Raw genomic sequence first — 20,942 nt, forward strand, 5'->3', positions numbered from 1 at the left:
TTTACTTCGGATCGTATTTTCCCGTGGCGGCGGCAAACAGCACCTTGAGCAGGTCGCTGTTGCCCTTGAAGCCGCTGATCTTGGTGGGGGTGCGGCCGCTGGCGGGGTAAGCCCGGGTGACCGGGACTTCGCAGGCTTTCAGGCCCAGGCGGGTGGCCCGGATGCTCAGGTAGGCCAGCAGCTCATACCCCATGAAGATGGGGCGCAGGGGCTGCACGGCGGGGTGGGTCAGGTATTCCCGGCTGTAGGCCCGGTAGGCGTTGGTGGTGTCGGTGAACCACTGCCCCGCCGCCGCGCTGATGACGGGGGCATGGATGAGCCGCACCCCCAAAAAGCGGGCCATGGGGGTGTTGATGGCCTTGCCGCCCTTGATGAAGCGGCTGCCCTGCACCAGGTCGTAGCCCTCTTTCAGCTTTTCGATGAACCGGGGCACGTCCTCGATGGAATCCTTGTTGTTGCCGTCGATGGTCAGAAAGCCCTTGTAGCCCCGGGCCAGGGCAAAGTGCAGGCCCATGCGCAGCTGGGCACCCTGCCGCCCGGCGCTCTTTTTGACCAGCAGGGTGTTGACGCCGTAGAGTTTCAGGGTGTCCGGCTTCATGCTGCCGTCGGTGGAGCCGCCGTCACACAGGATGATGTCGGCCATCTTGTCCACCCCGGCTTTCTGGGCGCGGCCCAGCTCGGTGAGGATGCGGGCGCCCTCGTTGATGACCGGGATCAGCAGGCAGTAGTCGCTGCTGCGGGGGGCAAATTCGGTGATGGTATAGGCAACGTCAAAGGACATTATGCAAACACCTCCGCGATATAGTCAATGGCACGCAGCACCCTGTCGGTATCGCCGGGGTTGCGCATCTCGATGGAGACAAAGCCGTGGTATCCCACCGCCTTGAGCATCATAGCCAGCTCCTTGTGCTCCGGGCGGGGCTGGATGGGTTCCAGGCCGGGCTCGCTGATGTGCACATGGCTGATCCAGTTCAGGTCGGGGATAAAATCCCGCAGCCGCTCCCCGTTCTCGATGACGGTGGACAGGTCCAGGTTCACGGCCAGACCGGGGTTGTCCAGCCGCTTGACCAGGGCGAAGGCGTCGGCGGTGCGGTTGAGGAAGTTGGTGTACCGGGTGGTGTTGGCCTCGATGGCCAGACGCACCCCGTACCGGGCGGCCAAGCGGCCCGCCTTGTCAAAGAAGGCATCCGCTTTGGCAGGGTCGGCGCCTTCGGGCAGCATACGGTTTTTGGGACAGCCGAAGACCAGGCTGGGGCAGTTGAGCACATGGGCGAAGTTGTAGGCTTCCTCGGTGTAGGCCAGCAGTTCCTCGGCCTGGGCATCGTCAAAGATGCTGCCGGTCTGCCCGTACCAGATGCTTTGCATGCTGGGCACCGCAAAGCCCCACCGGTTGCGCAGATACCCGCCGAAGAGGGCGGCGGAGCTCAGGTTGTCGTAGGGCTGTTCGGGGAAGATGCGGGTGGGGGCCAGTTCCAGCCCGGTGAACCCCGCGTTCTGCATGGCGGTGTAGATCAATTCATCGTCGGCCTTGTTCCAGGCAATGTTGCTGACGGCCAGTTGAATGGAAGGCATGGGTAAGCCCCTTTCAGTTCCAGTTTTTCATAAAAGCGCAGATGTCGGCCAGCTCCTCCGCCTCGGTGCAGAGGTAGCCGTCCCTGCCGCCCAGCAAATCGGCGTGGCGGCTGCGCAGGTCATAATCAAAAGGCGGTTTGGCCAGCTCGTTTTTCCAGCCGGTACGGCCGGTGACGGCGGTGTACACGGCGGCGGCGGTGACCGGCGGGGTGGTCAGGTTGAGCAGGGTCAGCCCGGCGTCCAGGGCCTTGCGGATGTCCTGCCACAGCCGGCCCAGGTTGTAGAACTGGTAGCGGCTGCGGGAATCGGTGAAGGCCAGGGCGTTGAAGTCGTTGGCAGCGAAAAAATTCCGCAGGGCGTCGGCATCCGCCCCCGGCACCAGCTTATAGAACCCGTTGTCCGCCAAAGCGTAGCCGGTCCTGACCAGATTGCTGACGGCGGCCAGCTCGGCGTATTTTTCCGGGCGGAGCATGGACGGGGTGATGGTGTGCAGATCAAAGAGGAAGTTTTTCCGCAGTCCCTTGCCGTACAAGGCGGGCAGGCGGACGATGAGGGCCGAGGGGAAATCCTCCCGCACCCAGCGTTCCAGCTGCAGGCGGTTGCGGCCGTAGGCGGGCAGGTCCGCCGAATCGGGGGCGTCGGACTCATCCTTGCCCCGGCTGTCGGCATACACGGCAATGGAGGAGATGAGCACCAGCTTTTGGGGTGCGATTTTGCGCAGATTTTCCCGGGCGGCGGCCATCACGGCCAGGTCGGCCTCGGGGTCGGCGTTGGCCAGGAACATGGCGGCGGGCACCCCGGCGTAAACGCACAGGTCCGGTGCGGTGCCGTACTGGGCGGCGATATCAGTGGAATGGCAGGCGGCGGCAAAGGTGTGGGCGGCCATCAGGTTGCCCCCCACAAAGCCGGTGGAACCCACCAGAAGATCCTTGGACATGGTCATCCTCCCGTATGCAGCAGAATTGCACATTTGTACAAGATACATTATAGTGGTTCCCGTCGCAAAAAGCAATGCCCGGGCCCGGGGGATTTTGCGGCCCAGCGCTTTTTCCGCCCAGGAAAAAACAAACCGGCAGTTTGCGCGGTCCCGGGGGACCGGCAAGCTGCCGGAAAAATGCTATAGGGTTGTGGTTGCATCCGTCACAGACGGCGGGGCGTGCGGGGGCGGCGGCCTTTTTTCACCGACGCTTCCAGCTGGGCCACGATCTCGGTCATGCTCTGCTGGAATTCCTCGTCCGAAGAATTGTGGAAGATCAGCAAAGAATCGGGCTGGTTTTCCAGTTTCAGATTCGTGGGGGGCTCAAAGTTGACGCCCAGGATGTACTCGTCCCAGTGGTTCAGCTTCCAGATATCCCGGTCGCTGGCCCGGTCGATCATCCGCTGGTGGCAGACTTCGGGGTCGGTATCCACCCAGATGACCACCAGTTCGGCTTCCTTCTTGGCCAGTTCCTTGCGCAGGTTGGCAATATATTCGTTGTCCCGGATCTCCTGGGTGAAAGGCGCGTTGATCAGCACGATGTCGTCGTAGAGCAGCGCTTCCATGGCCAGGTCCAGGGTGACCTGATATTCCAGGTCCCGGATATACTTTTCAAAGAAGATGCTGCTGCGGTCGTAGGGCTGATGGGCCACCGCAAAGATCTGCTTGGACAGCGGGATCAGGGTGTCTTTGTCCAGATACACCACATGCTTGAGTGCGGCCGCCAGCTGGCGGGAAATAAAGGTCTTGCCGCAAGCCGGCGGGCTTGTGACCAGGATCAGTTTTTTCAAACGGAGACACCCTTTCTGTTCGTTGTCACGCAGGCGGTTAATTTTTTAACTGCTAGCTGATTATACAACAAATACACCCGTTTGTGAATGGATAGAACGCCGATTTTTTCTCTTTTCTGGATTTTTGTTGCGTAAAATTGCGGTAAAACCCACCCAAAAACTCACACATTCGGCAGATTGGCGAAAGCACGCAGAATTTCCAACCCCACCGGGCCGGACTTTTCGGGGTGAAACTGCACCCCCAGCACCGACCCGCAGGCAGCCGCCGCGCAGATGCGCCGGCCGCCGTAGACGGTATCGGCCAGACGGTATTCCTGTGCCGCCGGTTTTGCCTCATAGCTATGAATGAAATAGCATTCCTGCCCCGGGTGCACCCCGGCCAGGGCGGTGCCCGCAAAGCCGGTTTCCGGGTCCAGGTGTTCGGCGGGGATCAGACCCTGCCAGCTGATGTGGGGCACCCGCTGGGGGTGGCCGTCGGCATCGGTGTCGGGGATGCGCACCACCCGGCCGGGAATGAGCCCCAGGCCCTTGTGCACGCCGAACTCCTCCGACTCGTCAAAGAGCATCTGCATACCCAGGCAGATGCCCAGCAGCGGAGTGCCCTCCTTCGCCTTCTGGCGGATGGGCTCGATGAGGCCCAGGCGTTCCAGCCCGGCCATGCCGTCCTGAAAGGCGCCCACACCGGGCAGCACCAGCAGCTGGGCGGCCAGCACATCCTCCGGGCGGTTGGTCAGGCAGACCTCGGCCCCGAAATGGGCAAAGGCATGCTGCACGCTGAGCAGGTTGGACAGACCGTAGTCAATGATGGTCACTTTCATGCGCGCACCTCCACCCCGCCTGCGCGGATTTCCTCTTTCAGTTCCTGGACGGTTTCCTGGTTGTAGTGCAGCACCGAAGCGCAGGCCACGGCATCGGCGCCGGCTTCGGCGGCGTCCACGATGTCGTCCCCGCAGCCCACACCGCCGCCGCAGATCACCGGCACGGTGACCGCCCCGGTCACGGCGCGGATCAGGTCCAGGTCCATGCCGTCCCGCAGGCCCTCGCAGTCCACGCTGGTGAGCAGGATCTCCCCTGCCCCCAGTTCCTGGCCCCGCTTGGCCCACTCCACCACGTCGTAGCCGGAATGGGCCCGGCCGTTGTCATAGTAGGCTTCCCAGCCGCTGGGCATGGTGTGGCTGCGCTTGGCCTGGATGGACAACACCATGCACTGGCTGCCGAAGGCCTTGGCGATCTCGGTGATGAGTTCGGGGCGCTTGACCGCCGCGGTGTTCACGGCCACCTTGTCGGCGCCCATGGACAGAATGGAGCGCACGTCCTCCACGCTGCGCAGACCGCCGCCCACACACACCGGGATATACACCTCATCCACCGTGCGGCGGACAATGCCCGACAGGTTGTTGCGGTTGTACAGGCTGGCCACAATGTCGATGTACAGCAGCTCATCAATGCCCTGCTCGTAGTAGCGGCGGGCAAAGTCGTTGGGGTTGCCCAGCTTGCGCAGGCCTTCCAGCTGGATGCCCTTGACCAGGTTTTCGTCCTTCACATCCAGCCGGGCGATGAGCCGAATTTTTTTATGCCCTTGTTCCATGGTATGCTCCCTGTATTACTGTTCGTGATGGGTGCCCTTGGGGTCGCCCCACAGCACTTCGCTGTCGCCCTCGTAGGGGGTGTGGCGCAGCTTCCACATGCCGTCCTCGTACTTCCAGATATGGGGAGAGCGGAACCGGTCGGCCAGGTGCATGAAGTAGTCGCGGTCCATGCGGGGCTGTTCGAACAGCTGGCTGGCCCAGGGGAAGTGCTTTTTGTCGATGGACAGATACTTGAAGATTTCCTTCTCGAAGCGGTCGGGGTATTCGCCGTCGAACTTCTTGCACAGTGCCTTGCCCTCGTCCAGGGTGATCTCGCCGTTGCGGATCTCCTGGGCGGCGTCGTAGGTGGTGCGGCCGATGCCGTACTTGATGTAGGTGGTGTAGTAGAAGAAATCGTCGATCTTGTCGTCGATGGAGTTGTACTTGGAGTAGGTGCCCTGGGTGCGTTCCGGGGCGGGACGGAAGCCGCCGTGCTCCACAGAGTAGTAGTAGGCTCCCTGGGGATGCCACTTTTCGTAATAGCCCAGATACCGCACCTGCACGTGATTTTTCTCCAGGTTGGAGGTCTCGGAGGGCAGATAGATGGCCAGGTCGGCCTTGTCGATCTTGTAGTCTTCTTCCAGCTGGCGCAGGCTCACGCCGCCCAGATAGATGTGGTCGTAGTCGTTGACCGCAAAGAAGTGCTCGTCCCGCAAAGCGGAGTTGTTGTCGGCGATGGGGTTGCCGAACTCGGCTTCGTTCTCGCCGTAAAACACCAGGGGGATGCCGAACTTGGCCGCCATCTTGGGGGCCAGCTGCTTCTGGCCCAGGATGAAGGGCTGGAAGGGATGGAAAAGATTCTCGGTGGCAAGGCGGGTGAGCAGACGATGGGTCATGCCGTTGGGGGTGCACAGGTAGTTGTCAAAGCCCGCATGAATCCAGGCCTGCATGTTGTCCCAGCCCCAGGGGGTGTAGATGTGAGGCGCCCAGGTCACGGTCAGCGGGTGCATACCATACTTGTACTTGAGCAGATGGGCGGCGTAGAAGCTGTCCTTGCCGCCGGAACCGGGAACCAGACAGTCGTAGGAACCGTCGTTCTTGCGGTACTCATCGCACAGTTCCCGCAGTTCCTTCTCCCGCAGGGCCCAGTCGATGTGGCCGTTGGCCTTGTTGTGGCAGGCATGGCAGGCATCGCAGACACCGTCGTCCTGGATGACCATGGTCTTCTTGATGGAATGGATGGTGTGCTCAAACTCGTAGCAGGAGTTGGGCTTCTGGTTGCTCATGACGCATTCCTTGCAGAACTGCACCTTCTGGGGCAGGCCGTAGTAGGTTTCCAGCTGGTCTTCGGGAATGTCCGGGGCGTATTTGGAATAATCAATTTCAACATTGCGAGGCAGTTTTTCCATAAAAGGTTCCTTCCTTTCTTCCACCAATCAAAAAAGACGCCGCGCACACAGAATAAACCTGCGTGCACGGCGCCTTTGCCTTGCTCAGATATTGGAGATTATACCATACCGGGAAATGGTTTGCAAGAGGCTTACCGGCAGAACACATCCTGCAAAGTCAGGTACTCGTCCCACCAGCCGGTGGCCAGCTGGTCAAACATCGGGAAATTTTCCGGGTCCAGGTGCTGTTTCCGCACCACCTCCGGGGGAATTTCCAGGGCCATCTGCACCCCGATGATGGTTTGCAGCTCTGTTTCTGCCAGTTTTTGCCGCAGGGCCGGGTCGGTGACCGAAACCCGCAGCGTATACCCCGGCTCGCTGTCGGTGCAGATGGTCAGCACATTCCGCTGCGGTCCGGGCTCATAGTCGGTGGCGGTGCAGAACAGGGCAATGACCGACGAGACGCCCCGGCTGGTCCGGGCGGCAAAAAGGCTCCAGCCCACCAGCACCGCCAGCATGGCCAGCGGCAGCCAGAATCGTCTGATCCCTGTTTTCATGGGGCGTTCCTTCCCGATGGTCACACCTCGTAATCCAGGCAGGTGCGGGTGGCGGTGTAGGGGCGGACCTTACCGTCAGCCACCGCCACATGGGCAGGGTGGACCGCGTAGCCCTTGAGGGCGGCTTCATCGGTGAAGGTGGAATCCAGCATCACATCGGCGTTGGAGGAGGGCAGGCCTTCGGTCTGCACGTGGATGTCCACCAGGCCGGGGATCTGCCCGGCCAGGCCTTCCAGCCCGGCCTTGATGCCGGCCTTGATTTCCGCCTTTTCGGCGTCGGTCAGTTCGGGTTTGAGCTGCCACAGAATGATATGCTTGACCATGGGAATGTCTCCTTTTTTATTGGTTGCCCGCAGCGGGCGCTTTCTTTTTGCGTCTGGCCTTTTCGGTGCGCAGGGCCATGGTGTAGGGCAGCAGCCCCACCAGCCACACCAACCCGGCGATGCCGCTGCCGCAAGCCGCCAGCACCGGGGCGAAACCTCCAAACCAGGATTTGTACAAGGCGTAGGCGGGGTCGGCGGCGGGCATCCAGCCCTGCCAGCCGGAGAGCTGCACCGCGATCAGGCCCAGCACGGCCCCCAGCACGATGCCCCCGCCGATGGTGTACAGCGCCCCGGCCAGCTGCCGCCAGCTGCGGCACAAGGGCACCTGCAGCCACAGGCAGACCAGCAGCACAGCCACCAGCACGATGGTCAGCGGGGTGGTCACCCGGCGGTACTGCATGAGAAGATTGAGCCCATTGGCCAGGGGCGGCACCGCGTTGCTGCGCCACATATCGTCGCAGACAGCCCGGATGCTGTTGTACAGGTTGAGGTCGTCCTCCTCCCACATCTCCCCGGTTTCGGCGCTCACCGTATCCTGTAAATAGGTCACCACGTCGGTGTAGGGAGAATCGGGCTGGGTGGTGGACCCGTGCCAGATTTCGTCGGTGCGGCGCAGCACCGCCACCCGCACATCCTCCTGGGTGACCAGGGAATCCAGAATGTCCTGGCGCAGACCGGCGGTCTGGGCCACCTTCTGCCCGGCCTGGAGGATGTTTTCGGTGATGGCGGACAGACAATCACTTTTTTCCAGTTTGTGGATGTAGTACCCTTCCCGGAACAGGGTCAGGCTGAGGGCCGCCAGCAGCGCCAGCAGGCACCCGGCCACACAGGCCAGACACTGGGTCAGGGGCGCGGCCCAGCCGCGCCGGGCCTTCATGGCTGTTGCGGCTCCACGGTGGGGCCGCTGACATAGTCGCAATAGATGAAATACCGTTGGTCGGTATACTGCAGGGTGCCGAAGGGATAGCAGGTATACATGATCAGGTTTTCCCGGTCGGCATCCAGGTCGTAGGCGGTGGTGTCGGTATCGGTGGCCACCTTCATGTCGGTGATGGTGTAGTGGTATTCGCCGTAATCGGTGGTGAAGGTCACGTCGGCCCCGATCTGGGCGCTCTCAAAATCCCGGAAATAGGTGTTGGTGTGCGCCCCCATCAGGATGGTGCCGCCCTCGCCGGGGATGTGGGCGCCCTTGTACACGCCGGCGCCCTTCTTGAATTCGCTTTCGCTGTCGCCGTAATACACGTCGCAGTCCACGGTGGTGCCGCTGACCGTCAGATGTCCCAGCAGGTCGCCGGCTTCCGGGTAGGCTTCCAGATCCACCGTGGTCTGCTGGGGCTCTTCGGTCTGTTGGGGCACGGGGGTGGCCAGCAGCGGGATGGAGGCTTCCTCCGGCAGACCGGAGGAGGACACCGCCGGGCGCAGCTGGGAGACCACCGGCACCATGACCACCAGCAGGACCGCCAGCGCCACAACAGAAAAAGCAAGGGGAAGAAGCAGTTTCTTCCCCTTGCCGGATTTCTGTTCGGAAGCGGCGGCCTGAGAATGTTGTTTCCTCATTTTGCCAAGCTCCTCACCTTGCTGTTATGGATGAATCACTCACCCTTGTGGGACTTCTTGACCGCAACACCGGCGCCGCAGGCAGCCACAGCCGCGCAGGCAACAACGGCGAAGACGGACAGGTTCATGGAAACGCCGGTGGCCTTGATCGGGTTTTCGGCCACGGTGGCGGTGGTGGCAGTGGTAGAAGCAGCGGTGCTCTCATCGGAAGAAGAGCTGGAAGAATCATCCGAAGTCACGGTCTGCTGTTCGCCGCCCTGATTCTGGTTCACGTTGACAGGAGTCAGCACGTAGGTGGTGAAGTGGGGAGCCCAGAAGGTGATCATGTCGAGCTGCTGACCGTTTTCATCCACATAAGAGGTGACGGGAACAGTGACATCGACCTGCTGGCCGTCCTGCATGGAAACATTGTAGTAATAATTGTTGTCGCCGTCGGCAGGCAGGGTGACGGAGATGGCGTAACCGCAATCAGAAGAAGTGCCGCCCTCGGTGGCATCCACGGTGATGACGCCCTGACCATCGTAGCCAAAGTTGTTCACGGTCAGATCGCTGGCATCCGCATCCTTGCGGTAGACCATGCCGGTGCCGTAGCGCTTTTCCACGCCCACAGACTTGGAAATAACGCTGTCGCCGTTGTTTTCGGCGGCGTCAAAGTAGGACAGAGCGGCGTTGTTCATCTTCTGGGTGATGGTAATGGCGGAATCGCTCTTGACCTGGGCGGTCAGTTCGCTCATCTTCTCGGTGGCGGCAGCCTTGTTGCCGGACCAATCTTCGGCGGTCAGGTCCAGAACCTGCTGGGCCAGGTCACCGGCTACTTCGCCGGGGGTAGCAGCATAGGCCGGAACACAGAACGCAGCGGCCATGGCGGCAGCCGCAACAACGGATACGATCTTCTTCATCTGCATGTTGATACTTTCCTTTCTTTCTTATTGCACAGGGGAATTGTTTACAAATTCGAAACTAGTATCAATCATACACCTATTATTTTTTAATGTCAATTCTTGTCAGCAACAATTTTTTCATAAATTTGCCCCGCTTTTGCATATCCGATACCATTTCCTGTTTAAGAAACAGGGAGATAGGGTTTGCACACCAGCGCCGCCAGAAACAGCACGCAGGCCGCCCCCGCGCGCCATCCGGCGCCGTGCCAGGGATGCCCCCGGTCCAGCCCGGCTACCCCGGCCAGCACAAACACCAGGGGCAGGGCCCCCGGCATACTGATGCTGAAGAAGGACTGCACCGCATACCCCACCAGAGCCGCGGCCACCGCCGGGCGGGCGCGCAGTCCGCGCCGGACCGCCGCCGCCAGAAAGCCACACCAGCACGCAAGGCCCACCACACCGCCGCACACCAGGTGCTGCAAAAACTCGTTGTGGGCGGAATCGAAGGTTTCGCCGTTGAGAAGGATCATGTACCGGATGGATTCGATGTCCGGGGCCAGCCGGGCCGAAACCGCATCCCCACCCAGCCCGAAGAGCATCTGGGGCAGGCTCAGGTCCTGGGTGTAGATGACCCACAGCCGCTGCCAGGCATACCCCCGGTTGGCACCCCAGCGCTCGTCAAAATGCAACGCCGACAGAAAACCCGGGCAGGCGGGCAGCAGGTTGGCAGCCAGCACCGCCCCCAGCCCCGCCAGCACGATCACCCCGGCCGCCACGCGGGCGGGGCGCACCGCCGGGCGGTCCCCCAGGCGCGCCAGGCCCCGGGCCGCCAGCAGGCACAGCACCAGCGGCAGCAGCATGAGGGGGCTGGCCAGCACCGCCGAGATGGTGCGCAGGGCGTTGCGCACCGGCCACACACGGGCAAGCAGGCCGGTAAGTACCCCACAGGCCAGCAGCCCCGCTCCCAGGCGGAAGAGCCGGGACAGGGTGCGGGCGGTGGTGCGGCGGGTACAGCACAGTACCCCCACCGCTGCGGCGGTGCCCAGCCAGGCGCCGTCGCTGCCGGCGGGAATCAGGCCGCTGCACAGCACCAGCACCACTACGTACCGCCAGTGCCGGCGGCCGCCGCCCTTGCGCAGATAGGCCGCCGCGGCCAGGGGCACGCACAGGCAGAGCAGTGCTCCGTAAAAGTTGATGTTGCCCATGGTGCCCAGGAAGAGCTCCCCCACCCCCGGCAGGAAGGTATAGTAGGCATCCAGGGGGTCCAGCATCCAGTAGTTCAGCCAGCTGATGCCGGTCACCGCCACCCCGGTGGCGGTCAGAGCGCCCAGCAGCAGCTCGGTGCCGTCCGCCGTGGCAAAGGCCGACACCAGCAGATACACCAGCGTGCACACCAGCAGCATGAGCAGGCCGTTCTTGCGCCCGCTCAGCCCCCAGAACGCCGTATACCGGTCATCGGCCATCCACCAGGCCACCGCGTAGGAGGCGCAAAGCCCCACCGGCCACAGCCAGGCCGGGGACGCCGGGTTCATGCCCCTGCGGGTGCGCACCGCCAGCAGGCTGACCAGCACCGCCGCGGTGCCCACCAGGGTGCAGGCCAGCAGCAGGCCGAATTTTTCGCCGATGAGCGCCACATACCCGTTGGGCATGAACAGCGGCAGGGACACCGCCAGCGCCAGGGCCAGGGCGTCGGCCCAGAGGCTGGCGGGATGGGAAGGCAGTTTCATGGCTTGGTAGCGCATTTACTTCACTCCTTGGGCGGACGTTGCCTAAAAATATCCCGTGCGGCCGGCAAAGCGGTCACACGGGGCGGATGCCCGGCGGCACGGCCGCCATGGCGTTACTGCATCAGAACGGAACCGGCACAGACCGCCGGGCTCAGGCCTTTTCTTCCCAGATGGGATGCTTCAGGACCCACTCGCCGTACTCGTTCTTCTCGAACAGGTCACGGTTGTAGAACTTGTCCATGATGGCCCAGAATTCGCTTTCGGTGTAGCCGCAGAAATCGCAGAAATCCCGCACGCACAGCGGGTCCAGCTTGCCGTCCCGCTCCTTGATGATCTTGACGGCCTCGTCCCGGGTCATCATGCCGTAGCGGATATAGCGGGCGGTGTAGTCGGTGGCGGCGGCGTGGCCGAACTTGGGATACTTCAGCCAGGAGTGCACCAGGTAGGCGCGGGAATCGATCTGGTCGAAGTTTTCCGCATGGTGGGTGCGGTCCCACTCATGGGTCAGGTCGTGGAAGCCGTGGGCCTTGGCGATCTGGTAGTTCTTGTAGCTGTTCCAGGGCACAAAATAGCTCAGGTAGAAGGGATCCAGCTTGGCGCGCTCCTCGGCGGAGGGGGCCAGGGTCAGGCTCAGGTCCTTCTCGGTGACGCCGTCGCCCAGCAGCTCCTCCATGGGCATGCCCACGGCCACGCCGTTCTCGATCTGGTCCATGGCGGAGTAGGTCTCCTGGTCGGCGTTGCCGCCGTACTCAAAGCTGACGTTCTCGCCGTAGCAGAGCATGGGGGTGTTGAACTTGGCCGCCATGTGCAGGGGGAAGGTGTAGATCAGCCGGTCCACATACCAGGTGGGCTTGCCGTACTTTTCAAAGAATTTGCGCATCAGGACCTTCTGGACCTTGATGTTGGGCTTGCAGCTGATGATGGTGCAGCCGAATTCCTCGCTGATATTCTTGAGGTTGTGGATACCCGCCTGGGTCATGGGGAAGTTGTCCTCCACACTGAACAGGATGGGGTTCATGTGCATGACTTCCTTGAGCATCCAGACCTGGAAATGGCTGTCCTTGCCACCGGAGACCGCCACCGCGCAGTCGTAGCCGCCGGGGCCGTTCATGCCGCGGTACTTATCGCAGAATTTTTCGAATTCCTTGAAGCGGGCATCCCAGTCCACATCCTTGCGGTGCTCATAATGGCGGCAGGCGCTGCAGACGCCTTCGGCGTCAAAGGTAATGCCGGGACGGGTGTCCGGCATGGTGCACTTTTTGCAATAACGCATGGTGTTCTCCTTCTGATTCCTTGGCCGCGGGGGGACGCGGCACAGTATTGCGGTTTTGCCTGTCCTTATCATACCCCATTTGGGCCCCGGGCGCAAGGGCAGACAAAAAAAGCCCGGAGGCACACAGTCTCCGGGCAAAAATGCGAGGGAAAATCAGCCGACGATGATGCTCTTGCCGGTCATTTCGGCGGGAACTTCCAGGCCGATATAGGGCAGCATGGTGGGGGCGATGTCGGCCAGGCAGCCGCCTTCGCGCAGCTTCACGTCGCCGGCGCCGATGACCGCAAAGGGCACCACGTTGGTGGTGTGGGCGGTGAAGGGAGAGCCGTCCGGGTTCTCCATCTTCTCGGCGTTGCCGTGGTCGGCGGTCAGGAACATGACGCCGCCCATCTTGAGCACGGCGTCCATGACCTTCTTGACGCCGGCATCCACAGCCTCCACGGCCTTGACGGCCGCGTCGAACACGCCGGTGTGGCCGACCATGTCGCAGTTGGCAAAGTTCAGGATGATGACGTCATACTTGCCGCTCTCGATGCGCTGGCGGCACTCTTCGGCCACCTCGGGGGCGCTCATCTCGGGCTTCAGGTCGTAGGTGGCCACCTTCGGGCTGGGGATGACCTTGCGGTCCTCGCCCTCGTAGGGGGCTTCCACGCCGCCGTTGAAGAAGAAGGTCACATGGGCGTACTTCTCGGTCTCGGCGATGCGCAGCTGGGTCTTGCCGTGAGCGGCCAGGTATTCGCCCAGCACGTTCTTCAGCTCCACCGGCGGATAAGCCACTTCGCAGTTGGGCATGGTGGCGTCGTACTCGGCCATGCAGACATAGTTCACAGGGAACCGGCCGTAGCGGCGCTCAAAGCCCTTGAAGTCGTCGTCCACGAAGATGCGGGTCATCTGACGGGCACGGTCGGGGCGGAAGTTCATGAAGATGACGGTGTCGCCTTCCTGCACGCGGCCACCTTCGCAGGTGATCACGGGCACGACGAACTCGTCGGTGACATCCTCGGCGTAGGAAGCGTCGATGGCCTCCTGGGCGTTGGCGGCACGGCGGCCTTCGCCGTACACGAAGGCGGCGTAGGCCTTCTCCTCACGATCCCAGTTGGAATCGCGGTCCATAGCGTAGTAACGGCCGGTGACGGTGGCGATTTCGCCGATGCCCAGCTCGTCCAGCTTGGCCTGCAGGTCGGCCAGGAAGCCCTTGCCGGAATGGGGGTCGGTGTCACGGCCGTCCATGATGCAGTGCAGGTAGACCTTGGTGGCGCCCATATGCTTGGCCATATCCAGCACGCCGAACCAGTGGTCGGCATGGCTGTGCACGCCGCCGGTGCCCACCAGGCCCATGAGATGGATGGCCTTGCCGGCGTCGATGGCGGCCTTCATGTTCTTGACCAGCACGGGGTTCTTGAACATTTCGCCGTCCTGGATGCTCTTGGTGATCAGGGTCAGCTGCTGGTAGACGATGCGGCCGGCGCCCATGTTGGTGTGGCCCACTTCGCTGTTGCCCATCTGGCCGTCGGGCAGGCCCACGGCCATGCCGGAAGCCTGGATGGTGGTCATGGGACATTCGGCAAAGATCTTGTCGAGGTTGGGGGTGTTGGCGGCGGCCACGGCGTTGCCGAAGGTGTTCTCCGGCGTCCAGCCAAAGCCGTCCATAATGCAAAGAAGAACAGGTTTCTTGGACATGGGAAAAATTGCTCCTTACCTAAATTTGGGATATACCTTTTGCCGGGATCAGCCCTTGGTGGCTGCGTCCACGATGATGGCGAACTGGTCGGCCTTCAGGGAAGCGCCGCCGATGAGACCGCCGTCCACGTCGGGCTTGCTCAGCAGTTCCTCGGCGTTCTTGGCGTTCATGCTGCCGCCGTACTGGACGGTCAGGGCCTTGGCGGCGTCCTCGCCGTACAGTTCGCCCACCACCTTGCGGATGGCGGCGCAGACTTCCTCGGCCTGGTCGGCGGTGGCGGTCTTGCCGGTGCCGATGGCCCAGATGGGCTCGTAGGCGATGATGACGTTCTTCAGCTCGTCAGCGCTCACGCCGTTCAGGGCGATCTTGACCTGCATGCGGACCAGCTCTTCGGTGACGCCCTGCTCACGCTGGGCCAGGCTTTCGCCCACGCAGACGATGGGCTTCAGGCCGCCGGCCAGCGCCGCCTTGGTGCGCTTGTTGACCGTTTCGTCGGTCTCGGCGAAGTACTGACGGCGCTCGCTGTGGCCGATGACCACATATTCCACGCCCAGGTCGGTGAGCATGTCGGCGCTGATTTCACCGGTGAAGGCACCGGACTTTTCAAAGTGAACGTTCTGGGCACCCACATGGATGTTGGTGCCGGAGCACTTGGCCACGGCCACGCACAGGTCGGTGGCGGGCACACAGACGACGACTTCGCAGCCGGCGTCGGCGACCAGCGGGATCAGGTGGTCCAGCAGATGGCCCGCGTCGGTGGGGGTCATGTTCATTTTCCAGTTGCCGGCAATAACGGCTTTGCGATTCTGCTTATCCATGAGAAAAACCTCCTGTTTTTGTTCCGTCAAAAATGCGCGGCGGCAGAGCCGCCGCGCATAGCGGGTTGATTATGCGTTCTGAATGACAGCGATGCCGGGCAGTTCCTTGCCTTCCAGGTATTCCAGGGAGGCGCCGCCGCCGGTGGAAATGTGGGTCATCTTGTCGCCCAGGCCCATCTGCTGCACGGCAGCCGCGCTGTCGCCGCCGCCGATGACGGTGGTAGCGTCGCTTTCGGCCATGGCCTTGGCAACAGCCAGGGTGCCGGCGGCCAGGGTCGGGTTCTCAAACACGCCCATGGGTCCGTTCCACACCACGGTCTTGGAAGCCTTGACGGCGTCGGCGAACAGCTTCATGGTAGCGGGGCCGATGTCGCAGCCTTCCATGTCGGCGGGCATATCGGTGACAGGGCAGATCTTGGTCTCGACAGGAGCGTCGATGGGATCGGGGAAGGCAGCCACGCAGGCGGTATCAACGGGCAGCAGCAGCTTGACGCCCTTGGCCTTGGCCTTTTCCATCATTTCCTTGCAGTAGTCCAGCTTGGAATCGTCGCACAGGCTGGTGCCGATCTCGTAGCCCTGGGCCTTCAGGAAGGTGTAGGCCATGCCGCCGCCGATGATCAGGGTGTCGACCTTTTCCAGCAGGTTGGAGATGACATTCAGCTTGTCCGCAACCTTGGCGCCGCCCAGGATGGCGGTGAAGGGACGGACGGGATCGTTGACAGCGTTGCCCAGGTACTTGATTTCCTTTTCCATCAGGTAGCCCACAGCGGTGTCCTTGATATAATCGGTGACGCCGGCGGTGGAGCAGTGAGCGCGGTGGCAGGAGCCGAAGGCGTCATCCACGTAAGCGTCGGCCAGAGAAGCCAGTTCCTGGCTGAAGGTGTCGATGTTCTTGGTTTCTTCCTTGCGGAAACGGGTGTTCTGCAGCAGAACCACATCGCCGTTGCCCATGGTGGCGGCGGCAGCCTTGGCCTTGGGGCCGACCACGTTGTCGTCATCGGCGAAGGTGACGGGCTGGCCCAGCTTTTCAGACAGGCGCACGGCGACCGGTGCCAGGCTGAACTTCTCTTCGGGGCCGTTCTTCGGCTTGCCCAGGTGGCTGCACAGGATGACCTTGGCGCCGTCGTTGATCAGCTTCTTGATGGTCGGCAGAGCCGCATTGATGCGGTTATCGTTGGTGATGACGCCGTCCTTCATCGGAACGTTGAAGTCGCAGCGGACAAGAACGCGCTTGCCGGCGTAGTTTTCATCGTCGATGGTCTTTTTGCCCAAACCCATGGTAAAAATCTCCTCTCGATCCGTTTTGTTGCAAAATTTCTGCATTTTTGCGGTTTACCTGGCGGCGGGGCGCAGTATCCCCTATCGCTATGCTTTTATTATACGCATAAACCGGGTCCAGCGCAAGGGGAAGTTGACACTTTTTTAACGGTTTTGGCGCAGGGTGTTGCCTTCCGCCGGTTTGGAGGCGTTTTTTTTGTGGGTTTTGGCGCTTTTTTCCGCCGGGCAAATGCGCTATAATGCAAGCAGAAATCCGTGCCCGCAAGGGGTGCGACCGGGAGGCGATCTGCATGGACCATTGGCTGAAAACAAGCATCTTTTACGAAATTTATCCCCAGAGTTTTCTGGACACCAACGCAGACGGCATCGGGGATCTGCCCGGCATTATAAAGAAGCTGGACTACATCCGGGAGCTGGGCTGCAACGCTCTGTGGCTGAACCCCTGTTTTCTTTCCCCCTTCGGGGATGCGGGGTACGATGTGGAGGACTACTGCAAAGTGGCCCCCCGCTACGGCACCAACGACGACCTGATTCATCTGTTTGAGGAAGCCCACCGCCGGGGAATGCATGTGATCCTGGACTTAGTGCCGGGGCACACCTCCATCCGGCATCCCTGGTTTGCCCAGTCCTGCAAGGTGGAGAAAAACGAGTATTCCGGGCGGTATATCTGGAGCGATTCCATCTGGCACGATGTGGCGGGGTACGGCAACATCACCGGGTCCCTGCGGGGGCTGTACCCCCGCGACGGCTGCGTGGCGGTGAACTTCTTCTCCAACCAGCCGGCGCTGAACTACGGCTTTGCCCGGCCCACCGAGCCCTGGCAGAGCGCGGTGGACTCTCCCGAAGCGCTGGCCACCCGGCAGGCCATGATGGATGTGATGGACTTCTGGCTGTCCCGGGGGTGCGATGGCTTCCGGGTGGACATGGCCGGTTCCCTGGTGAAAAATGACCCGGACAGTAAGGAGACCATCAAGCTGTGGCAGCAGGTGCGCCGGTTCATGGACGAAAAATACCCCGACGCGGTGATGCTCTCCGAGTGGGGCGAGCCGGACAAGTCGCTGATGGGCGGGTTCCACATGGACTTTCTGCTGCATTTCGGTCCTTCCCATTACATGGACCTGTTCCGGTGCGAGCACCCCTTCTTCAGCCGGGAAGGCAAGGGCAACGCCCGGGCCTTTGTAGATACCTATGAAAAGAACTACCGCCTGACCAGCGGCAAGGGGCTGATGTGCATCCCTTCCGGCAACCACGACATGGAACGTCTGCGCCATTGGCTGGACCCGGAGGAGATGAAAATTGCCTTCACCTTCCTGTTGTCCATGCCCGGGGCCCCCTTCGTCTACTACGGGGACGAGATCGGTATGCGGTATCTGGAGCTGGATTCGGTGGAAGGGGGCTACAACCGCACCGGTTCCCGCAGCCCCATGCAGTGGGACCACGGCAGGAACTACGGGTTCTCCGCTGCCGAAGCGGACCGGCTCTACACCGCCCAGGACAGGACCCCCGACGCCCCCACCGTGGCCGACGGCATGGCCGGAGCCGGATCCCTGTGGCACACGGTACAGACCTTGTGCGCGGTGCGCAAGGCTCATCCCGCCCTGCAGGCGGACGGCACCATGGAATTCATCTACTGCGAGACCGACGCCTACCCGCTGGTGTATCTGCGCACCGGCGGCGGGGAGAAGATTCTGGCGGCGGTGAACCCGGCGGCCAGAGCCGTGCGGTGCCCCTGCGCCCTTTCCCCCGCCGGGCAGCCGCTGTTCGCTCTGGGCGGCCCGGCAGCGCTGCAAAACGGCGTGCTGACCATGCCCGCCGAAAGCGCTGTATTGCTGCCGGTGAAATAAGGTTGTGTCTTTTTTTGTAAGCCAGAAGGGGATGTATCAATGCTGGATTTTCTGAAAGAGGAGGGCGTGTACCCGGCGGTCATCGAAGGGATTGCCGCCTTCCGCGCCGAACATCCCGTGCCCGAAGAGATGGCCCGACGGGTTCCCGAACCCCGGTACCGGTATTACGGCCGGGAGGTGTGGAACCAGGCCGCCACCGTCCTGCTGTGCGGGGAGAATCTGCTGCTAGCCGGGCCCAAGGCCACCGGCAAGAACGTGCTGGCCGAAAACCTGGCCTGGGCGTTCGGGCGGCCTTGCTGGGACGTTTCCTTCCACATCAATATGGATGCCTCCTACCTCATCGGGTCGGACACCTTCAACGGGGAAAAGGTGGTGTTTCAGCCGGGGCCCATCTGGCAGTGTGCGTGCCACGGCGGGTTCGGGGTGCTGGACGAGATCAACATGGCCAAGAATGAAGCCCTGGCCGTGCTGCACGCCACCCTGGACTACCGCCGCCGCATCGATGTGCCGGGCTATGACCTGATCGAGGTGGACCCGGCCGCCCGCTTCATCGCCACCATGAACCACGGCTATGCCGGCACCCGGGAACTGAACGAAGCCCTGGTTTCCCGGTTTGCGGTGCTGGACCTGCCGCTGATCTCCCAGGAGGACCTGAACAAGCTGCTGCGCCACCATTTCCCGCAGATCAGCCCCCGGTACGCCGGGCAGTTTGCCCAGCTGTTCTACGACCTGAACAAGAAGGCAGACAGCGCCGAGATCTCGGCCCGGGCGGTGGACCTGCGGGGACTTCTGGACGCGCTGCGCCTGATGGAGCACGGGCTGGACGCCACCGCGGCGCTGGATCTGTGCATCACCAACAAGACCTTTGACCCCTACGAACAGACCCTGATCCGGGATGTGATCGCCGCCCGCATCCCCCGGACCCTGGACCGGGCCAGGGTCTTTCCGGGGTAAGGGGTATGCTGCGGCGCGAATACAGCCCGGAACAGCGCCGGGCGCTGAACCTGATCTGGGCCGCCGCCGGGCGGTACGACCTGGACCCGCCCTTCATGGCCTTTACCCCCGACGGACAGCCGGATTTTTACTTCAACTGTGTGGTGGGCCTGACAGCCAAGTGGCTGGACCCGGACCGGCTGGAGGGATTTTTCGGCCGGTACGCGGGCAGTCCCCGGCGGGAGATGTTCGACGAGCTGGTCTGGCTGGGGCTGGAAAACTGCGTGTACGAGAAGGAGCTGCCCCAGCGGCCCATTCTGGCCGATCTGCGGCGGGACTATGCCCGGAACTTTTTTGCGGGGCAGAAATCCATGTCCCGCCAGCAGTGGATGGTCAAGAACAACCGGGTGTTTGAACAGCAGGAAGCCCGCTGGGCGCCTCTGGCCGGACGCCGCGGCCCCCTGCTGACGCCCCGGGGCCGGGAGCTGGCCGAAGCTCTGGCCCTGCCCGGCACCCTGGACACCGACGGGGTACTTGCCGCCCTGGAAGAGATGCTGGAGCGCTTTTTCGGGTTTACCGGCAGCGAGGCGGACCGGGGCCCCCGGACGCTGCATCTGCGGGGGGTGTGGGCCGCCCTGCTGACCAAGCTTCTGCCCACCGAGATCCGCCACACCGACCAGCTGGTGCTGCGGCGCAGTTCCCAGCTGCGGGAGGCAAACGCCAAACCGGCGGGCAAGGCCCTGCTGGCCCACCATTTTTCTGTCCGGCAAGGCGAAAAAGACCGGGCCTACATCGAAACCTGCTTTGGCCGCTCGGTGTATAACGACCATGACCTGGCCGCCCTGGAGCAGGAGCTGTGCACCGGCAATCACCGGGACTGTCACCTGTGGATTACCCGGGGCGAGCCCTCCCCCACCCGACCGCCGGATGCCGAATCCGGAAAGCTGGCCCGGGACGCCGCCCGGCAGCGGCAGCGCAACCTGGAATTTTACGCCAAAAACAGCCAGCTCTACGCCGGCAGCATCCGCCGGTTGAGCGAACAGCTGGAGGACGCCCTGCACTCCTACAGCCAGCCCCAGCCCGTGCGGGCCCGGGCCGGGAGGCTGGACAGCCGTCGGGTGTGGCGGGCGCCCTGCCTGCGGGACCCGGCGATTTTTCTGCGCCGGACCGACGATATACAGCCTGATCTTTCGGTGGACCTGCTGCTGGACGCCTCCGCCTCCCGGCTGAACAGCCAGGAGACCATCGCCGCCCAGGGGTACATCCTGGGGGAGAGTCTGCGCCGCTGCGGGGTGCCGGTGCAGATCTACGCCTTCCGCAGCCTGCGGGGATATACGGTGCTGCAGCTGCTGAAGGGCTACAAGGACCCGGGCTGCCGGTCCGTCTTCGGCTACTTTGCCGCCGGGTGGAACCGGGATGGGCTGGCCCTGCGCACCGTGGGCCGGCTGGCGGACGCCCGCTGTCCCCACCGGCTGGTGCTGATTCTCACCGACGCCAGCCCCAACGACAGCCAGCGGATTCCCCCTGCCGGCGCCCTGCCGGTCAGCCGGGACTACGGCGACGAGGCCTCCGTGGCCGACACCGCCGCCGAGGTGAAGGCCCTGCGCAGGCAGGGGTTCCGGGTGGGGGCCGTCTTCTTCGGTCTGAACCGGGACGTGCCCGCTTTGAAAACCATCTACGGCAACGAGTTTGTGCGTATCGGCAGTATTGACCGGCTGGCGGGGGCGGTGGGGTCCCTTTTGCAGCGGATGCTGCGGGAGATGGACTGACAAGGA

At 62.7% G+C, this 20,942-nt stretch carries 21 protein-coding genes; 3 read left to right on the top strand and 18 right to left on the bottom strand.

The genetic code is table 11. The features are described from left to right. Position 1 precedes the first annotated feature (1 nt). The 18 genes from H6B15_RS09550 to H6B15_RS09635 all read right to left on the bottom strand — a co-directional run bounded on the left by H6B15_RS09550 (position 2) and on the right by H6B15_RS09635 (position 16,682). Positions 2–781, bottom strand: a complete 780-nt coding sequence (locus tag H6B15_RS09550; RefSeq protein WP_204647757.1) for a glycosyltransferase family 2 protein — start codon at positions 779–781, stop codon at positions 2–4. After that, complete coding sequence (locus H6B15_RS09555; protein ID WP_204647758.1) at positions 781–1,572, bottom strand: sugar phosphate isomerase/epimerase family protein; 792 nt, start codon at positions 1,570–1,572, stop codon at positions 781–783. Before H6B15_RS09555 ends, H6B15_RS09550 begins: the two co-directional genes overlap by 1 nt. Positions 1,573–1,585: 13 nt before the next feature. Further along, entirely contained in the window at positions 1,586–2,509 is a 924-nt protein-coding gene (locus tag H6B15_RS09560) for a sugar nucleotide-binding protein (RefSeq protein WP_204647759.1), read from the bottom strand. Positions 2,510–2,712: 203 nt separating this feature from the next. Next, on the bottom strand, positions 2,713–3,339 hold the full coding sequence (locus H6B15_RS09565) for an AAA family ATPase (RefSeq protein WP_204647760.1): 627 nt from the start codon (positions 3,337–3,339) through the stop codon (positions 2,713–2,715). Positions 3,340–3,500: 161 nt separating this feature from the next. Further along, the gene (hisH, locus tag H6B15_RS09570) at positions 3,501–4,157 is read right to left on the bottom strand and encodes an imidazole glycerol phosphate synthase subunit HisH (RefSeq protein ID WP_204647761.1); all 657 of its coding nucleotides are present in this window, start codon (positions 4,155–4,157) and stop codon (positions 3,501–3,503) included. After that, a complete protein-coding gene (hisF, locus tag H6B15_RS09575) occupies positions 4,154–4,927 on the bottom strand; it encodes an imidazole glycerol phosphate synthase subunit HisF (protein WP_204647762.1) in 774 nt (257 codons plus the stop codon). The genes hisH and hisF overlap by 4 nt, the downstream gene beginning before the upstream one ends. 15 nt (positions 4,928–4,942) lie before the next feature. Continuing rightward, complete coding sequence (locus H6B15_RS09580) at positions 4,943–6,316, bottom strand: N-acetyl sugar amidotransferase (RefSeq protein WP_204647763.1); 1,374 nt, start codon at positions 6,314–6,316, stop codon at positions 4,943–4,945. A gap of 131 nt (positions 6,317–6,447) precedes the next feature. Next, entirely contained in the window at positions 6,448–6,852 is a 405-nt protein-coding gene (locus H6B15_RS09585) for a hypothetical protein (protein WP_204647764.1), read from the bottom strand. Positions 6,853–6,872: 20 nt separating this feature from the next. Continuing rightward, positions 6,873–7,175 carry a Dabb family protein gene (locus H6B15_RS09590; RefSeq protein WP_204647765.1) on the bottom strand — a complete coding sequence of 101 codons (303 nt, stop codon included), beginning with the start codon at positions 7,173–7,175 and terminating at the stop codon, positions 6,873–6,875. Positions 7,176–7,191: 16 nt separating this feature from the next. Further along, entirely contained in the window at positions 7,192–8,052 is an 861-nt protein-coding gene (locus H6B15_RS09595; protein WP_204647766.1) for a hypothetical protein, read from the bottom strand. Then, positions 8,049–8,732 carry a class D sortase gene (locus tag H6B15_RS09600; protein ID WP_204647767.1) on the bottom strand — a complete coding sequence of 228 codons (684 nt, stop codon included), beginning with the start codon at positions 8,730–8,732 and terminating at the stop codon, positions 8,049–8,051. Before H6B15_RS09600 ends, H6B15_RS09595 begins: the two co-directional genes overlap by 4 nt. A gap of 35 nt (positions 8,733–8,767) precedes the next feature. Then, on the bottom strand, positions 8,768–9,637 hold the full coding sequence (locus tag H6B15_RS09605) for a hypothetical protein (RefSeq protein ID WP_204647768.1): 870 nt from the start codon (positions 9,635–9,637) through the stop codon (positions 8,768–8,770). Positions 9,638–9,795: 158 nt separating this feature from the next. Next, positions 9,796–11,355, bottom strand: a complete 1,560-nt coding sequence (locus H6B15_RS09610) for an O-antigen ligase family protein (RefSeq protein ID WP_204647769.1) — start codon at positions 11,353–11,355, stop codon at positions 9,796–9,798. 136 nt (positions 11,356–11,491) lie between these two features. Then, a complete protein-coding gene (locus H6B15_RS09615) occupies positions 11,492–12,613 on the bottom strand; it encodes an N-acetyl sugar amidotransferase (RefSeq protein ID WP_204647770.1) in 1,122 nt (373 codons plus the stop codon). Positions 12,614–12,766: 153 nt separating this feature from the next. After that, on the bottom strand, positions 12,767–14,293 hold the full coding sequence (gene gpmI / locus H6B15_RS09620) for a 2,3-bisphosphoglycerate-independent phosphoglycerate mutase (protein ID WP_204647771.1): 1,527 nt from the start codon (positions 14,291–14,293) through the stop codon (positions 12,767–12,769). A 48-nt stretch (positions 14,294–14,341) separates the two neighbouring features. Beyond that, on the bottom strand, positions 14,342–15,112 hold the full coding sequence (gene tpiA, locus H6B15_RS09625) for a triose-phosphate isomerase (RefSeq protein WP_204647772.1): 771 nt from the start codon (positions 15,110–15,112) through the stop codon (positions 14,342–14,344). 69 nt (positions 15,113–15,181) lie between these two features. Further along, entirely contained in the window at positions 15,182–16,390 is a 1,209-nt protein-coding gene (locus tag H6B15_RS09630) for a phosphoglycerate kinase (protein WP_204647773.1), read from the bottom strand. Continuing rightward, positions 16,359–16,682 (bottom strand): hypothetical protein, encoded by a 324-nt coding sequence (locus H6B15_RS09635; protein ID WP_204647774.1) that lies wholly within the window; start codon positions 16,680–16,682, stop codon positions 16,359–16,361. The genes H6B15_RS09630 and H6B15_RS09635 overlap by 32 nt, the downstream gene beginning before the upstream one ends. Between H6B15_RS09635 and H6B15_RS09640 the strand changes: the two genes are divergently transcribed. Genes H6B15_RS09640 through H6B15_RS09650 form a run of 3 tightly spaced genes read left to right on the top strand, consistent with a single transcriptional unit; the run spans position 16,681 to position 20,936 of the window. After that, positions 16,681–18,234, top strand: a complete 1,554-nt coding sequence (locus H6B15_RS09640; protein ID WP_204647775.1) for an alpha-amylase family glycosyl hydrolase — start codon at positions 16,681–16,683, stop codon at positions 18,232–18,234. The genes H6B15_RS09635 and H6B15_RS09640 overlap by 2 nt on opposite strands. A gap of 39 nt (positions 18,235–18,273) precedes the next feature. After that, positions 18,274–19,188 carry an AAA family ATPase gene (locus H6B15_RS09645; protein WP_204647776.1) on the top strand — a complete coding sequence of 305 codons (915 nt, stop codon included), beginning with the start codon at positions 18,274–18,276 and terminating at the stop codon, positions 19,186–19,188. Positions 19,189–19,193: 5 nt separating this feature from the next. Continuing rightward, positions 19,194–20,936: a hypothetical protein gene (locus H6B15_RS09650; RefSeq protein WP_204647777.1), complete on the top strand. Its 1,743-nt coding sequence runs from the start codon at positions 19,194–19,196 to the stop codon at positions 20,934–20,936. Positions 20,937–20,942: the final 6 nt, after the last annotated feature.

It is taken from the genome of Gemmiger formicilis, from assembly GCF_016900095.1.
Lineage (GTDB): Bacteria > Bacillota > Clostridia > Oscillospirales > Ruminococcaceae > Gemmiger > Gemmiger formicilis_A.

Coding starts and splice junctions, on each gene's coding strand:
- H6B15_RS09560 (WP_204647759.1), bottom strand. CDS start 2,509: ATGTCCAAGGATCTTCTGGTGGGTTCCACCGGCTTTGTGGGGGGCAAC.
- H6B15_RS09550 (WP_204647757.1), bottom strand. CDS start 781: ATGTCCTTTGACGTTGCCTATACCATCACCGAATTTGCCCCCCGCAGC.
- gpmI (WP_204647771.1), bottom strand. CDS start 14,293: ATGTCCAAGAAACCTGTTCTTCTTTGCATTATGGACGGCTTTGGCTGG.
- H6B15_RS09615 (WP_204647770.1), bottom strand. CDS start 12,613: ATGCGTTATTGCAAAAAGTGCACCATGCCGGACACCCGTCCCGGCATT.
- hisF (WP_204647762.1), bottom strand. CDS start 4,927: ATGGAACAAGGGCATAAAAAAATTCGGCTCATCGCCCGGCTGGATGTG.
- H6B15_RS09590 (WP_204647765.1), bottom strand. CDS start 7,175: ATGGTCAAGCATATCATTCTGTGGCAGCTCAAACCCGAACTGACCGAC.
- hisH (WP_204647761.1), bottom strand. CDS start 4,157: ATGAAAGTGACCATCATTGACTACGGTCTGTCCAACCTGCTCAGCGTG.
- H6B15_RS09605 (WP_204647768.1), bottom strand. CDS start 9,637: ATGCAGATGAAGAAGATCGTATCCGTTGTTGCGGCTGCCGCCATGGCC.
- H6B15_RS09595 (WP_204647766.1), bottom strand. CDS start 8,052: ATGAAGGCCCGGCGCGGCTGGGCCGCGCCCCTGACCCAGTGTCTGGCC.
- H6B15_RS09585 (WP_204647764.1), bottom strand. CDS start 6,852: ATGAAAACAGGGATCAGACGATTCTGGCTGCCGCTGGCCATGCTGGCG.
- H6B15_RS09635 (WP_204647774.1), bottom strand. CDS start 16,682: ATGCAGATCGCCTCCCGGTCGCACCCCTTGCGGGCACGGATTTCTGCT.
- H6B15_RS09580 (WP_204647763.1), bottom strand. CDS start 6,316: ATGGAAAAACTGCCTCGCAATGTTGAAATTGATTATTCCAAATACGCC.
- H6B15_RS09555 (WP_204647758.1), bottom strand. CDS start 1,572: ATGCCTTCCATTCAACTGGCCGTCAGCAACATTGCCTGGAACAAGGCC.
- H6B15_RS09650 (WP_204647777.1), top strand. CDS start 19,194: ATGCTGCGGCGCGAATACAGCCCGGAACAGCGCCGGGCGCTGAACCTG.
- H6B15_RS09645 (WP_204647776.1), top strand. CDS start 18,274: ATGCTGGATTTTCTGAAAGAGGAGGGCGTGTACCCGGCGGTCATCGAA.
- H6B15_RS09630 (WP_204647773.1), bottom strand. CDS start 16,390: ATGGGTTTGGGCAAAAAGACCATCGACGATGAAAACTACGCCGGCAAG.
- H6B15_RS09600 (WP_204647767.1), bottom strand. CDS start 8,732: ATGAGGAAACAACATTCTCAGGCCGCCGCTTCCGAACAGAAATCCGGC.
- H6B15_RS09640 (WP_204647775.1), top strand. CDS start 16,681: ATGGACCATTGGCTGAAAACAAGCATCTTTTACGAAATTTATCCCCAG.
- H6B15_RS09610 (WP_204647769.1), bottom strand. CDS start 11,355: ATGCGCTACCAAGCCATGAAACTGCCTTCCCATCCCGCCAGCCTCTGG.
- tpiA (WP_204647772.1), bottom strand. CDS start 15,112: ATGGATAAGCAGAATCGCAAAGCCGTTATTGCCGGCAACTGGAAAATG.